We start from the raw sequence: 15359 nt of genomic DNA, 5'->3' as shown, positions 1-15359 counted from the left end.
AAAATAAAAGCTTGAAAACCTATGAAGAAATTGCGTTACTAACAAGTCTCGTAATGGAAAAACAAATAAAAGATGACGTCATATACTGTCATACAGGTAGACGATTGGTGGAGGTTCGCTTTATGACTGCTTACCATTTTGTGGGAATTAAAGGGTCGGGTATGAGTGCTCTTGCACAAATACTGCATGATATGAATATTGAAGTGCAGGGTTCCGATTACGAAAAAGAATTTTTTACACAATTGGCATTAGAGAAAGCCGGGATTAAAATCCTTCCTTTCAACGAGGAAAATATTCAACCTGGAATGACCATCATTGCAGGAAATGCGTTTCCGGATAGTCATCCGGAAATCTTGAAGGCAAAAGAACTTGATTTGCCGATTATCCGTTATCATCGTTTCCTAGGTGATTTCATGAAAAACTTCATCAGCGTGGCAGTTACGGGAGCGCATGGTAAAACATCGACGACCGGCTTACTTGCCCATGTAATGGGGGGCGCTAAACCGACATCCTTCTTGATTGGGGATGGAACGGGTAAAGGAATCGTGAATTCTGATTACTTCGTTTTCGAAGCATGTGAATATCGCCGTCATTTCCTTTCCTATTATCCGGATTATGCAATCATGACGAATATCGATTTTGATCATCCTGATTATTACGCTAATGTCGAAGACGTGTTCGAGGCTTTCCAAACGATGGCCCTTCAAGTCAACAAAGGCATCATTGCGTGCGGAGATGATGAGCATTTACCACATATTCAGGCGAAAGTACCGGTTATTTTTTACGGATTTGCAGAAGGAAATGATTTTCAAGCGAAAAATGTTTCCGTCACTCCGGATGGCACGACTTTTGATGTGCATGTAAGGAACAATTACTATGATACATTCACTATTCCTACTTTTGGAAAGCATAATGTGTTGAATGCACTTGGTGTCATTGCACTTTGTAAATATGAAAACTTGGATACGGAAGCTGTGAAAGCTCAATTGCGGACTTTTGGCGGAGTTAAACGCCGGTTCTCCGAAAAGGAAATCGGAAGTCAGATCATTATTGATGATTATGCACACCATCCGACCGAGATCTCTGCAACTGTTGACTCGGCGCGTCAGAAATATCCAGAGCGTGAAGTTGTTGCTGTATTCCAGCCGCATACTTTCTCGAGAACGCAGGCATTCCTGGATGAATTCGCCGACAGCTTGAATTTGGCCGACAAAGTATACTTATGTGAAATTTTTGGATCTGCTCGTGAACATCAAGGAAAGTTATCGATTGAAGACCTTCAAGATAAGATTCCGGGTGCCGAGCTGATTACGGAGAACACAACATCTATATTGCAAAACCATGATAACAGTGTCGTGTTATTCATGGGTGCGGGGGACATTCAAAAGTTCCAAGCAGCCTATGAGCATTCACTGCAGGTAAAATAAAAAAAACGACCATCCGTTAGTAGCGGATCGGTCGTTTTTTTATTGGGTTATTTTAAATTTTCCGGATTTAAATTTTCCAGTTCCGGTAAAACGAAGCGTCCGTCCTTACGTATCAAGACGTCATCAAAGTGGATTTCCCCGCCGCCATATTCAGGCCGCTGGATATTGACCAGGTCCCAGTGAATGTCTGAATGGTTTCCGTTAAAGGCATCATCATAGCATTGTCCTGGAGTGAAATGAAAACTTCCATCAATTTTTTCATCAAAGAGGATATCTTGCATCGGGTGTAGAATATAAGGATTTACACCAATTGCAAATTCACCGACATATCGTGCGCCTTCATCAGTATCAAAAATTTTGTTGATGCGTTCCGTATCATTCGCAACCGCTTCAACGATTTTTCCATCCTTGAATGTCAACTTCACGTTTTCAAAAGTAAAACCCTGATATGGGGAAGGAGTATTATACGAAATCACTCCATTGATGGAATCTTTAACTGGAGCCGTATATACTTCACCGTCAGGAATGTTCAGCTCACCCGCACATTTGATGGCTTTAATGTCTTTGATGGAGAAGGTTAGATCCGTACCGGGCCCAGTTAAGCGGACCTTATCCGTTTTATCCATCAATTCAACAAGGTTGTCCATTGCTGCGCTCATTTTGCCATAGTCGAGGTTGCAGACTTCGAAATAAAAGTCTTCGAATGCTTCTGTGCTCATTTTGGCTAATTGGGCCATGGAATTTGTCGGGTAGCGAAGTACGACCCATTTTGTTTTTGGCACGCGGATATTTCTATGTACTTTACCGACTGTCTGTCCATGAATCGCCATCTTCTCGGAAGGGACATCGGATTGTTCATTGATATTATCCCCGGCACGAAGCCCGATATAAGCATCCATCTGCTTCATTACGTTTGCTTCAAACTCACCCATCATCTTGTACTGTTCTTCTTTGGCACCCATCAGCAAGGCCCGATCCACTTGGTGGTCCTTTAACAGGACGAATGGGTAACCATCTGCTGCATAGGCTTCATTCACAAGTGCGTTAACAAGTTCACGCTGCAATCCAAAGTTTTCGATCAAGATTTTTTCACCTTTTTGAAGCTTCACGGAATAATTGATTAAGTTTTTGGCCAATGTACCAATTCTGGGATCTTTCATAAAAAATACCTCCATTGTTTAAATTCGACTTATCTTTTTTATCATACCCGATTTCCTGCCATAAGTGTCACCCATGAATTTCAAGGAGGAACTGGATGCAGACAACAATATTTCCAGATTAGGGTTTGATAGGGTATATTGAAAAAATAAATACGTTTATAATAATAGGGAAGGGGTAATTAATATCTAACAGCTATTAAATAAGTCGATTTTTTTCGGAGGTGTTCCAATGGAGATTATTTTATACGTAAGTGCTGCTGTTGCAGCGATAGCTTTTTTGGTACTCGTTATTTTTTTAACGAAGGTACTGACATCACTTCAAACTACCCTGGACAGTGTGGCCCGGACGCTGACAGGACTAGAGAGCCAAATGCAGGGCATAACGCTCGAAACTACTCAGTTATTACATAAAACGAATACGTTGGCTGAAGATTTGCAGCAAAAGTCAGAAAACCTGAACACGGTGGTGGATGCGGTGAAGGATGTAGGTACATCCATCTCCAGCTTTAATTCTTCCATCCAAAAGGTTTCCCATAAAGTGCAGGCTGAGATTGATAATAATCAAGAAAGAATCTCACAAATTGTACAATGGAGCAATGTAGCCATGGAGATCAGGGACAAATGGAAGTCCAGGAGCAAACAGGCAGCCCCGTCCCCGACTGAAAGGGCAGAGTTAGAAAGGGAAGCGCTGGAAACAGATAACTTACCTAAAAAAAGGTTTTTACGTTCTAGATCATAAAATCTAGTTAAATAAAAATGAACTGAAAATTGAAAGGGGAATGTATTATGACTCAAAAAGAATTTCCGACAAAGGACTATCAGAAATCATATGAGGACGAACGCGACTCGATCAATTCTAAGGACTTTATGATTGGCGCCTTGATCGGCGGGATGATCGGAGCGGCTACAGCTTTGTTCATGGCTCCGAAAACAGGCAAGGAATTAAGGAATGACTTCAATGAACAAGCTAGAAACATTTCCGAGAAAACAGAAAGATTAAGACAAACGGCGATGGAAAAAGGTACAGTCCTTGCTGATACTGCAAAAGAAAAAACAAGCTCCGTCACGGAAATCGTTTCAAATAAATCTTCGAATATCGTCAACAAAGTGAAGAGCCTGAAAACAGGAAAAGAAAACGGCGACGCTGCTGATGATACAACGAATTCAAGCAATAAGGATATTGATGTAACCGGAACTACCGATGCTCCTATCGTATCCGTCGAAACGAACTTTGCTAACAGCAATGATTCGGAAAATAATCCTGCAGATCCTACAAGCGGAAACAAGAATGCGGCAAAATTAAAACTTGATGAAGCGAAAAAGGCATTTGATGAAACGGAGAGTAAACTAAAGAATTAAACTCCCTAAGGGGAATGAAGAGTCATTAAGGGACGAAGAATAAGGCGGTGAAGTGCTTCGATGGCTTCATCGCCTTTTTGATGGTAAAATTTATATGACAAGGAAAGGAGACTGCTATATGGTCATGAGCAAAATCGAAACAGAAGAACAATTCAATGAGCTTCTAAAAGAGGATACATTCCTGCTTTTCAAGCATAGCGTAACATGCCCTGTAAGTGCTGAAGCATTTGAACAATATGAGAGGTACATCTTAGGGAACGAACAACTTAAAACGGCCTATTTGGCCGTCCAGGAAGCTCGTCCACTATCCAATTATGTGGCGGAAACCTTTGATGTCAAACATCAATCACCTCAGGCAATCCTTTTTAAAGGTGGAAAACCTGTCTGGAATGAATCTCATTGGCGGATTACATATGATTCATTGAGCAAAGCCATTACAGAATGAATGGAAGGCCGGATCCCTTTGGTAAGGGGTCCGGCCTTTTATTATTCCATTGATTGGCGGGCCTAAGGATGTTTATCCTGGGGAAACCTTTTCTAGAGTGGCCCTTCCGTAAAGACTCTTTAAACATTTCTCAGCTTCGGACAAGTGGCAGAAGATTTAAACTTTTCTATGCTTTTGTGAAAAATGATCAATTAAATGATAGCTTTCCTGTTCTATTTCCAATATAATTCCTACAATGGATGTGTTTCAATATTCTGTGTAATCGTTTTTCTGGAATGAATGCACCTAGTTTTATGCATTTATAACTTTAATGCTTAAAAGCGTTTAATTATTAAAGAAAAATATCGTGACATTTATGGACACTTCATTTATAATTGATTTAATCATACATGAAATATTCTAAATTTTTCATTGATAAAACAATCGGGGTGGAAGTTCTAGAATCCGGATGGGATTTTTTTTAGTTTGAGTCCGCTGAACCGATTTCTATTTTAAAAAACGAAGGGATGGATTTGTAATGAGCAACAAAGAGCTTGATGGACTTCGTAATCAACTGGATGATGTGAACCTTCAGTTATTACATCTTATTAATCAACGTGCTGAACTTGTACAGGAAATTGGTCGCGTTAAAGAAAAACAAGGTGTAAACCGTTACGATCCGGTCCGTGAAAGAACAATGCTGGATCTTATCGAAGCCAATAATCAAGGACCGCTTGATCTTGGTTCGATTAAACATATTTTCAAAGAAATCTTTAAATTGGGCTTGGAGCTGCAAAAAGATGATCAGAAGAAAACGCTTCTTGTATCAAGAAAACAAAAAGCTGAAGACACGATCATCGACATCAAGGGTGAATTGGTAGGTAACGGGATCCCTAGCTTCGTTTTCGGACCATGTGCCGTTGAATCTTATGAACAGACAGCTGCGGTGGCGGAAGTCATTAAAGCTAAAGGTTTGAAATTGATGCGCGGCGGTGCCTTTAAGCCACGTACATCTCCATATGACTTCCAAGGGCTTGGTTTGGAAGGTTTACAAATACTTAAACGCGTTGCTGATGAATACGGCTTGGCTGTCATCAGTGAAATCGTGAGTGCCAATGATATTGAAGCGGCGATCGATCATATCGATGTCATCCAAATCGGGGCTCGCAACATGCAAAACTTCGACTTGCTAAAAGCGGCAGGTGCAGTAAATAAACCAGTTCTGTTAAAACGCGGACTGGCTGCAACGATTGAAGAGTTCATTCATGCAGCGGAATACATCATGTCGCAGGGCAATGGCAACATCATCCTTTGTGAACGCGGTATCCGCACTTACGAAAAAGCAACAAGAAATACACTTGATATCTCTGCTGTACCGATCTTAAAACAAGAAACACATTTACCGGTCATGGTTGATGTAACGCATTCAACTGGACGTCGCGATCTATTGCTTCCTACGGCTAAAGCGGCTCTTGCAATCGGTGCTGACGGTGTTATGGCTGAAGTGCATCCGGATCCTTCCGTTGCTCTATCGGATTCTGCACAGCAAATGGACTTCAAACAATTTGATGAATTCTACGATGAAATTAAACGTTTGAACTGGGTAACTGTTTAAGCTAAGAATGTCTTTAATTGATCTACTTACGGCCCTTACCAACTTGGCAAGGGCTTTTTTTAATGGTAAAATACTAGTTTTTGCAGAAAAACCTTCGAAATACGCACTATTGGATTGCAGGAAAGATTCGACTATCGTATGATAAATAACAAGAATGAGAACTGTTCGGAAGATTGAGTCATACATAAAGTGATATCTATGTGAATTTTATACTTGAATAGGGTATTGAATATTTGACTGAGAAGAGAGTAGGACTGCTTTTTGTTAGGCAGATCGTTCCTAAATTAATCTTCCTTATAGAGAAAAACGCATAAAAGATTTTTTTCCGAAATAATTCGGGTCTTTTATGGGGAAAATGAAAGAAATGGAGGAATGGATGAATGAATAATATAACCATTTATGATGTGGCGCGTGAGGCGAATGTTTCCATGGCCACCGTTTCCCGCGTAGTTAACGGGAATCCAAATGTAAAGCCTGCAACAAGGAAGAAAGTTTCCGATGTGATTGAAAAGTTAGGGTACCGTCCGAATGCAGTGGCAAGGGGACTTGCCTCAAAGAAAACGACTACAGTCGGGGTCATCATCCCGGATATCTCCAGCATCTTTTTTGCCGAATTGGCACGGGGCATAGAAGATATAGCCACCATGTATAAATACAATATCATCCTAAGCAGTTCTGATGAGAATATAGATAAGGAATTCCATTTGCTGAATACGATGCTTGGAAAACAAGTGGATGGTATCGTATTCATGGGCGGCAACATTTCTGATGAGCATGTCAAAGAGTTTACTAATTCACCGGTTCCGATCGTTCTGGCAGGTTCGGTGGATGAAAGCGGGCAAGTTCCATCTGTTAATATTGATTATGAGGCGGCGGCATTCGACGCAGTGACCTTCTTTGCTAATAAAGGCCACAAGCATATCGCTTTTGTAAGCGGAAACCCTTCCGCGCTGATTAATGAAATGAAATTGACTGGATATAAACGAGGATTGAAAGAAGCTGGTCTTTCATTTGATGAAAGGTATATTGTTGAAGGTGATTATACATATGATTCAGGAATTGAATCTTTTGAAAAGTACCTGGAAGTTGAAGACAGGCCGACGGCATTCATCGCCGGTGCTGATGAAATGGCGCTTGGTATTGTCCATGCCGCACAGGACAAGGGGTATAATGTGCCGGAAGACTTTGAAGTGATCAGCTTCGATAATACGAGATTGACATTGATGGTGCGTCCTCAAATCACGACGATCGTTCAACCTTTATATGATATTGGTGCGGTTGCGATGAGGCTTCTTACAAAGTTGATGAATAAAGAACAAGTGGAGGAAGGTCTTGAAAAAGTGATCCTGCCGCATCGGATTGAAAATCGTCAATCAACGAAATGAACTTGTTTGGAGAGTGTCCCGAGGGCACTCTCTTTTTGTTTCTCAAATGTATGACCGAACAAAAAAGATCGTTTTTCAACGATCTTTTGGTTAACTTTGTTCATTGCTTTTCGATGTTTGCTTGGAAGACCTGATGGGATAAAGGGCTTTTTCAAGCGTCAGGGCATTCTTCTCGGTAATTTCAGGCTTTCTCGGAATGGGTTCGTATATATCTTCCATGTCATCCCATTCAGTCGGTAGGGGAACAGGGGACTCAGGCTGCCAGCTATCGAGCCATTCCTTTGATAGGGGACCTGAAATATCATTATTCGTCATCTCAAGCCAGACCCTCGCCCAAGCCCTCGGGACGACGCGCCATATATCATATCCGCCGCCGCCTACTGCAATCCAGCGTCCTTCGCAATACTTATGGGCCATTTCATGGGCCAACTTTGGTATTTCCCTAAAAATCTTCATGGTCGCAGATAAATGGGTGAGCGGATCGTAATAATGGGAATCGGCTCCGTTTTGCGTTAATATGACATCCGGTTTGAAGTATTCAATGACCTCTTTAAAGGAAGCCCTATAGCAATCGAGCCAGGATTCATCTTCAGTGAACGCATCGACCGGGATGTTGAATGAATAGCCGTAGCCTTTTCCCTGGCCCCGCTCGTTAATCGTGCCGGTGCCGGGAAATAAGTAGCGCCCTGTTTCATGAATGGATAGGGTGCATACATCGGGATCATCATAAAATGACCATTGGACTCCGTCACCATGATGTGCATCGGTATCGACATATAAGACACGCGCACCATATTTCTTTTGCAGGTATTTAATCGCGACCGAACTATCATTGTAAATGCAAAAGCCCGAGGCTTTCCCGCGGAAACCGTGATGCAGGCCACCGCCAAGATTAAGTGCGTGCAGGGACTGACCGGTCATGACGGCATCCACAGCCGTCAAGGTACCGCCTACAAGCAAGGCGCTTGCTTCGTGCATATTGGGGAAGATAGGGGTATCCTCTGTTCCCAGTCCATAATTTACTGCCTTTTCAGGGGGGAGCTTTCCCTGGCCCGCTAATCTGACAGCGTTTACATAATGGTGATCATGGATCAGTTCCAATTCTGCATCGGTAGCCATTCTTGGCTTGATAATTTGATCATCATTGATGGCATGGTGTTTTTTTAATAAATCAAGCGTGAGTTTAAGGCGTTTTTGATTGAATGGATGCTCATCGTTGAATTTGTAGGTAAGGAGTTCATCCGAATAGACGAAAAGGGATGTATCATTCATGTGAAATCCCCGGTAGACTAGGCCATAAAACGGTATAGCCTTCTTTCTTCAAATCCTCCACCACCATAAATGGATTCATCGTCTGTACACGAATTACAAGAATTTTATAATCGGTTCCATTTTTTTCAGGATAAACAAGGGTGCTCAGGATATTCGTATTGCGCCTTTTGAAAATATGGGCAATATCATGAAGGGAACCTGCCTTATCCGGGATTCTGATTTCGATTTGGGAACCGGGCTGATTGACTCCTGTCAACTCAACGTATGAATGAAGTAAATCAGTCCCGGTTATGATGCCCACTAACTTCCTGCCCTTTACGATTGGGAGGCAGCTGATATTGTTATCACAAAAAACAGCCCCGATTTCTTCCACGAAATCAAGCGGGTGCCCTGTGATTATTTCCGTTTTCATGATGCTTGATAATGGTTTTTGTAAATCATTTTTGTATTCTTCGGTACGGAAAATAGAAGGGGCAGCATCCCGAATATCACGGTCGCTGACTAATCCCACAAGTTGAAAGCTGTCATCGACAATGGGTATATGGCGAATTCGTTTCTCCCTAATGATCAAGACAGCGCTATGGATGGTATCCGTTGGAGTGAGGGTGATGATCTCCTCATTCATTATTGTTTCAACAATCATTTTCCTTCCTCCTCTTCCTCTCCTCTTTAATACATAAACCGATTCATAAAACGCAATTGGTCGAACTTCTGGATGGATTCCGGCGGGACTCTTTTGCCAATTCGGGCCATCAGGCAGTTGGCCGGGTGGGAACTGATTTCAGGATCATCTGTTGCAAAGTAGACCAAGCCACCCGCGCTCATCATTTTTTCCATGACCTTGCGATAGTCCCAAATATTCAGCCCTGTCCCTTTCAAATCCCAATGCCAATAGTATTCAGTGGTGATGATGATGAAGTCTTCAACCGAATCGTCTTCCATTGACAGGCGGATCAGGTTCTTCCCGACGGAGGCACCCCGGTATTTAGGGATGACCTCGATTGCACCAAGCTCAATCAGGTCCTCCATCTTGATTTCCGACCAGCGTTCCAAGGGATCGGGATATAAGTAAGTTACATAACCTACGATTGTTTCATTTTCACGGGCGATGAAGATCCTGCCCTCAGGCAAGTCTGCTATCTCTATTAACGCTTTATGCTGCAAAGCAGGGGGGCGAAAGGCGACCAAGTCTTCGTGAAACTCATAAGCGGACATTTTCTCGCCGCTTAACGGCCCCTCGATGATGAGCGTTCCGCTTAATGTCTGCAGTTCCTTAGTGTAGAAGGTCTTACTATATTCCATTCTTTCACCACCCTTGTTATATAGTAATCTTACACTCTCGCATTCCGAAGCATCGCTTTTAAACCGAATGGAAAGCTTACATAAATTATACATGAAAACAAGGGGCATAATTCAGAAAGTTCAAGGCGCTTTTGTTACAGTGTTTTCTCTTTCCCGGCTATCATATGGGTCCGCCTTGACCATAACCATATACCAGTATCTTTCAACATTCACCAAGAAGGGATTTCCCTAATATGGAAGTGCATAATATTTTAAAAATTGAGATAATTCGATTCTTATATTATAATAAAAATATAGAGCCGAATGAAGGGGGAGTTTGTCGTATGAATGTGAAAGCGTTGCCAGTAGTGGAAGGTAATTTTAATTTAAAGAATTATGATGAAAAATACAATAAGTTTGACTGGTCTGAGACGGAAAAGGAATTCTCCTGGTCTGAAACCGGTAAAGTGAATCTTGCGTATGAAGCCATTGACCGCCATGTCGAAACATACAAAAAGAATAAAGTGGCCCTTTATTACAAAGACGATAAAAGAAATGAAAAGTATACATTCAAGGAAATGAAAGATTATACGAACCAAGCGGCCAATGTATTCAAGAACATTGCCAATGTGGAAAAAGGTGATCGTGTTTTCATCTTCATGCCTCGCTCCCCGGAGCTGTATTTTGCATTGTTGGGTGCGATTAAAACGGGAGCGGTCGTAGGGCCGTTGTTCGAAGCCTTCATGGAAGGCGCCATAAGGGATCGTCTTGAAGATAGTGAGGCAAGTGTGATTGTGACGACACCTGAACTTTTGCCGCGCGTGCCAGTGGATGAATTGCCCCATTTAAAGCATATTTTCTTGGTGGGGGAAAATATAAAAGAAGAAGGAAAGTACCATCACTTCAATAAGAAATTAAAAGAAGCCGACAAAAAATTCGACATTGAATGGGTCGATCGGAATGACGGTTTGATTCTTCACTATACCTCCGGTTCGACAGGAAAACCAAAAGGGGTGCTTCATGTTCATAATGCGATGATCCAGCATTATCAAACGGCAAGATGGGTCCTTGATTTGCAGGAAGAGGATGTGTACTGGTGCACAGCGGACCCTGGTTGGGTGACAGGGACGTCTTACGGGATTTTTGGACCTTGGCTGACAGGGACCTCGAATGTCATTGTAGGCGGGCGGTTCAAGCCTGAATCCTGGTACAAGACCTTGGAGGACTTTGGTGTCACGGTATGGTATAGTGCACCGACTGCCTTCAGGATGCTGATGGGCGCGGGTGACGAGATCGTTAAGCGGTTCGATTTAAGCACTCTCCGCCATATTTTAAGTGTCGGTGAACCGTTGAACCCGGAAGTGGTGCGTTGGGGAATGAAGGTATTCAATCACCGGATCCATGATACATGGTGGATGACGGAGACCGGGGCTCAGGTCATCTGCAATTATCCTTGCCTGGAAATCAAACCGGGTTCGATGGGTAAACCGATTCCTGGCGTGAAAGCGGCAATAGTGGATGATCAAGGCAACGAGCTTCCGCCGCATAGAATGGGGAACCTTGCCATCAAGAAAGGCTGGCCTTCGATGATGAAGACCGTCTGGAAGAATGAAGCGAAATATGAATCTTACTTTATGCCAGGTGATTGGTATGTTTCCGGAGATTCCGCATATATGGATGAAGATGGATATTTCTGGTTCCAAGGCCGTGTTGATGATGTCATCATGACGGCAGGGGAGAGGGTCGGACCCTTCGAAGTGGAAAGCAAGTTGGTCGAGCATCCAGCTGTAGCTGAAGCGGGGGTCATCGGTAAGCCGGATCCGGTTCGGGGGGAAATTATCAAAGCGTTTATCGCCCTTCGTGACGGATACGATGCGAACGATGAGTTGATTGAGGATATTCGTACATTTGTAAAACATGGTCTAGCAGCACATGCAGCACCTCGTGAAATTGAATTCAGGGATAAACTTCCTAAAACAAGAAGCGGTAAAATCATGCGCCGTGTCTTGAAAGCTTGGGAACTTGATTTGCCAACCGGTGATTTATCATCGATGGAGGATTGAGAAACTGAGTCATACTGATTATTGAAAATGAAAAGGCATCCATTGTCACTTTCATGGATGCCTTTTTGGAAGATTATAAGGAAACAGGCTGTCGGGTAATCCCGGCAGCCTGTTTTAGTTCAAGAGTGTCATTCTTCCTCTTCTTCCGCTTTATCCGTTTCTTGCTCTTGATCCTTGACTGTACCTTGATCTTTGTCAGTCTCTTGAATTTCTTTATCTGTATTTTCTTTGTCTTGAACTGGCTCTTTTTCTTTATCCGTTTCCGTTTCTTTTTCTGGTTGTATATCTTTTTCCGGTTGTTTATCTGTATTTTTATCTGGACCGTTCTCTTCTTTTGAGTCAGTCTTTTTAACTTCGTTAACTATTTTATCTTTTCCGCGATCATCTTTATTTTTCGTGGAGTCTTCTTTGGAACTTGTCTTTTTAGCGCCGCTTTCAACATGTTGGGAAGGGGCTGATTCTTTACCGACAATGTCGACGGCCGTTACGTAATAAGATCCGCCAGAGCCGACTTTGTAAACGAGATTCTCCCCAGCATTGATGCTCGCCACTTTTTTGCCGTCTTTATAGACACGATAACCGACGACATCCCCTTCATGATGCAAGCCCCATGTAATCTTATCGTTGCTGATCGTTATGGATAGGGGATCTGGTGCTTTGCCATTATCATTCAATTTCGCTGTCGCCCCGACGACATTTCCTGATTTTTCGGCTCCGGGAATCACAGATCCCGGGTCAACGACATATTTCAATCCGATATCTGCAAAGGAATCGGGATTCAACATGAACCCGCCGCTTGTGAATTCACCAGGCGTTTGCGGAAGGGCTGCGTAGCGTTTGCTGCCGACTGATACATATTGACCATCTATGAAACTATCATCCGCCCTGGATGGAGCATATTTCGCGATGAATAAATCCGATTTGACAAGCCCGGCCTTTTGGCATGAGCTTGAAGGCAGCAGTCCTGAAACGCCACAGAAGGAACGGCTGACAATTCCGCCAGGCCTTTCAAATCGCTTATCGGGATCGATGAGTTTAGGGTCGACTTTATATGCGGCATTGATCAAATCTGCCCAATAATACATATTACGTTTATTATATTCAAGACCATTATAAGTCCCTTGCAAGGATTTCGGCTTGTCATAACCGAGCCATGTCCCGAACGATACATTCGGGTTGCTGGCTACAAACCAGGCATCCCAATAGTTTTGTGAAGTACCGGTTTTACCTGCCCAATCACTTGAGAAGGCAAGGCGGTTCCTGACCGAGGCCGCCGTCCCGCTGTTTACGACATCACGCATCATATCAAGCGTCAGGTAAGCGGCTTGCGGAGAGAAAACATCCACTGGTTTCACTTTATGCTGATAGATGACTTTACCATCTTTCGAAACGATTTTATCGATCATATAAGCATCGATGAATTCTCCTGAATTGGCAAAAGTGCCATATGCATTGACGTTTTCTTCAACGGTTACACCTTTTTCCATCGCACCCAATGACACGGCAAGATTGGAGTAATCCCCTTTCGTCACGGTGGAGAAGCCCATTTTTTCCAAATACGAAGCGGGGCTCAGGTTGATTATTTTCTTGTAAAAGAGCGCTGCCGGGATGTTATAGGAATTCTTCAGGGCCTCGCGGGCAGTCGATACTCCCGTATAGCTGCCGCCGCCATAGTTTCCTGGACTCCACGGTTTGCCGCCTGTTGGAATGGAGATCGGCACGTTGGCCGATACGCTGCCAGGCGAGATCTTGCCTAGCTCGATGCCTGGACCATATATCACCAGCGGCTTCATCGTTGATCCGTTCGAGCGCAATGATGCGGTGGCGTGGTTCGTCTGTTCCCGCTTGAAATCGCGGCCGCCTACGAAACTGATGATTTTCCCTGTTTTATTCTCGATAAGTATCGCTCCGGCCTCTACGGGCTGGCTTACTGTCTTCATTTCCTTCGTATCCGGGTCGGGGACTTGCGCCAGTTTATCGTACCCGAAATTCGGATAGTTTTTCGTTACTTCCTGCATCTTGTCATAAATCTTTTTGTTGACGGTCGTATAAACCTTATAGCCATTTTGCCGCAGCTTACGGTCGGCAAGTGCTAGATATTGAGCTTTTAAATCATCATTCTTTAAATCTTTCTCTTCATATCCATCTTCTTTTGCCAGACTGACAGAGAGGATTTCGATGGAGCGTTTTTCGATTTCATAGGTGAGCCATGGATATTTCTCGGATGGCATCTCCGTTTTACCGATAAAGTCTTTTGTAATGTCGTATGCGTTTGCTTTATCATATTCTGCTTTTGTTATGTACCCGTTACTATACATCCGCTTTAAAACGGTTTTCATCCGGTTGATTCCGGGCTCTTGATTTTCCTTCAATTTTCCTTTCTGGGTATATGGTGTATATCCGAAAGGGCTTTGCGGCAATCCAGCGATAAAGGCTGATTGGGGCAGTGTCAGATCTTTGGCCTCCACGCCAAAAATACCTTCAGCGGCGGACTCGACTCCGGCGATGTTACGGCCTGAAGAGTTTCGTCCCAAAGTGGAGACGTTTAAGTACGTTTCCAAAATTTCTTCTTTTTCAAAGAACTTTTCGACCCGGAGTGCAAGAAGAATTTCTTTTGCTTTCCGTTCAAACGATACTTCGTTGGTCAGGACTTGGTTTTTAATGAGCTGCTGTGTTAATGTACTTCCTCCCGATTGGACGGTTGCATTCGAAAATTCCTGGTAAATCGCACGCAGGATGGCTTTCGGGACAACCCCGTCATGCTCATAAAAATACTCATCTTCTGTAGCGATGACTGCATTTTTAAGATGCTCGGAAACTTTATCGATGGACACTTCCTCACGCTCAAGGTCACTCTTAAGCTTGCCCAAGTATACTTCATCTGCAAAGTATACTTCAGAGGTCTCTTCATAATTGTAAATGTCTTTTTTCAAATCTTCTTTTGAGCGTACTGGCTCATCATTGACGAGGGCAGCGAAATAGCCGGCTCCGACGCCGCCGGCGAATGAGAATCCTAGGATCCCGACAATAATGAGGATCAGTGTTAAATTCCAAATGACTTGGTATGTAACCCGCGCGTTCTTATGTGTTTTTTCACTTTGGAAAAAACGGGTCAGCTGCTTCCAGACTGTTTGAAATCTATCTTTTTGATTATTATTCATCGTATCATACCCCCTGAAATCACATATATTATAGCATATAACAGGTAGGGGAAAGGGCATCTTTCTTATTTTTCTATAATCTGTAAGGGTGATGTTGACAAGGATTCTTATGTATGATAAAAGTTTATTAACAACAATAAAATGATTAAATGATCGCGATGATAGGACCCAGTAGTCAGACTATCCCTGTTTCAGAGAGCCGGTGGTTAGTG

12 protein-coding genes and 1 other annotated feature (1 of these 13 only partly in view) are annotated in these 15359 nt (G+C 43.0%); of the genes, 7 read left to right on the top strand and 5 right to left on the bottom strand.

Annotation, left to right across the window (positions count from 1 at the left end; all coding sequences use genetic code 11):
- Positions 1-122 precede the first annotated feature (122 nt).
- Complete coding sequence (murC, locus tag MKX49_RS17940; RefSeq protein WP_034309255.1) at positions 123-1427, top strand: UDP-N-acetylmuramate--L-alanine ligase; 1305 nt, start codon at positions 123-125, stop codon at positions 1425-1427.
- Between the two features lie 47 nt (positions 1428-1474).
- On the opposite strand, the gene MKX49_RS17935 is transcribed toward murC, so the two are convergent.
- Positions 1475-2587 carry an aminopeptidase gene (locus MKX49_RS17935; protein WP_340877198.1) on the bottom strand — a complete coding sequence of 371 codons (1113 nt, stop codon included), beginning with the start codon at positions 2585-2587 and terminating at the stop codon, positions 1475-1477.
- Between the two features lie 229 nt (positions 2588-2816).
- On the opposite strand from MKX49_RS17935, the gene MKX49_RS17930 reads away from it, so the two are divergent.
- The 5 genes from MKX49_RS17930 (at position 2817) to ccpA (ending at position 7370) form a co-directional block, all read left to right on the top strand.
- The gene (locus MKX49_RS17930) at positions 2817-3326 is read left to right on the top strand and encodes a DUF948 domain-containing protein (protein ID WP_340877197.1); all 510 of its coding nucleotides are present in this window, start codon (positions 2817-2819) and stop codon (positions 3324-3326) included.
- Positions 3327-3373: 47 nt separating this feature from the next.
- Entirely contained in the window at positions 3374-3946 is a 573-nt protein-coding gene (locus tag MKX49_RS17925) for a YtxH domain-containing protein (protein ID WP_053535945.1), read from the top strand.
- 118 nt (positions 3947-4064) lie between these two features.
- On the top strand, positions 4065-4391 hold the full coding sequence (ytxJ, locus tag MKX49_RS17920) for a bacillithiol system redox-active protein YtxJ (protein ID WP_057276733.1): 327 nt from the start codon (positions 4065-4067) through the stop codon (positions 4389-4391).
- A 517-nt stretch (positions 4392-4908) separates the two neighbouring features.
- The gene (locus tag MKX49_RS17915) at positions 4909-5985 is read left to right on the top strand and encodes a bifunctional 3-deoxy-7-phosphoheptulonate synthase/chorismate mutase (protein ID WP_034309244.1); all 1077 of its coding nucleotides are present in this window, start codon (positions 4909-4911) and stop codon (positions 5983-5985) included.
- 380 nt (positions 5986-6365) lie between these two features.
- A complete protein-coding gene (gene ccpA / locus MKX49_RS17910) occupies positions 6366-7370 on the top strand; it encodes a catabolite control protein A (protein ID WP_048682265.1) in 1005 nt (334 codons plus the stop codon).
- Between the two features lie 90 nt (positions 7371-7460).
- Here ccpA and MKX49_RS17905 read toward each other — a convergent pair whose 3' ends face one another.
- From MKX49_RS17905 to MKX49_RS17895, 3 genes are read right to left on the bottom strand one after another with little or no spacing between them, the layout of a single operon-like run.
- The gene (locus tag MKX49_RS17905) at positions 7461-8642 is read right to left on the bottom strand and encodes an acetoin utilization protein AcuC (protein WP_323596536.1); all 1182 of its coding nucleotides are present in this window, start codon (positions 8640-8642) and stop codon (positions 7461-7463) included.
- Positions 8635-9285 (bottom strand): acetoin utilization AcuB family protein, encoded by a 651-nt coding sequence (locus tag MKX49_RS17900; protein ID WP_323596535.1) that lies wholly within the window; start codon positions 9283-9285, stop codon positions 8635-8637. Before MKX49_RS17900 ends, MKX49_RS17905 begins: the two co-directional genes overlap by 8 nt.
- Before the next feature lie 26 nt (positions 9286-9311).
- Entirely contained in the window at positions 9312-9944 is a 633-nt protein-coding gene (locus MKX49_RS17895; RefSeq protein ID WP_034309235.1) for a GNAT family N-acetyltransferase, read from the bottom strand.
- 323 nt (positions 9945-10267) lie between these two features.
- On the opposite strand from MKX49_RS17895, the gene acsA reads away from it, so the two are divergent.
- Entirely contained in the window at positions 10268-11986 is a 1719-nt protein-coding gene (gene acsA / locus MKX49_RS17890) for an acetate--CoA ligase (protein ID WP_048682278.1), read from the top strand.
- A 128-nt stretch (positions 11987-12114) separates the two neighbouring features.
- Here the strand turns inward: acsA and MKX49_RS17885 are convergent, their stop codons facing one another.
- The gene (locus MKX49_RS17885; RefSeq protein WP_340877195.1) at positions 12115-15147 is read right to left on the bottom strand and encodes a transglycosylase domain-containing protein; all 3033 of its coding nucleotides are present in this window, start codon (positions 15145-15147) and stop codon (positions 12115-12117) included.
- A 149-nt stretch (positions 15148-15296) separates the two neighbouring features.
- Positions 15297-15359 (top strand) — a binding site (T-box leader) (it continues 154 nt past the right edge of the window).

The sequence above is a fragment of the Peribacillus sp. FSL M8-0224 genome (assembly GCF_038003055.1).
GTDB lineage: Bacteria > Bacillota > Bacilli > Bacillales > DSM-1321 > Peribacillus > Peribacillus frigoritolerans.
This window is presented reverse-complemented; position numbering and strand designations above follow the sequence as displayed.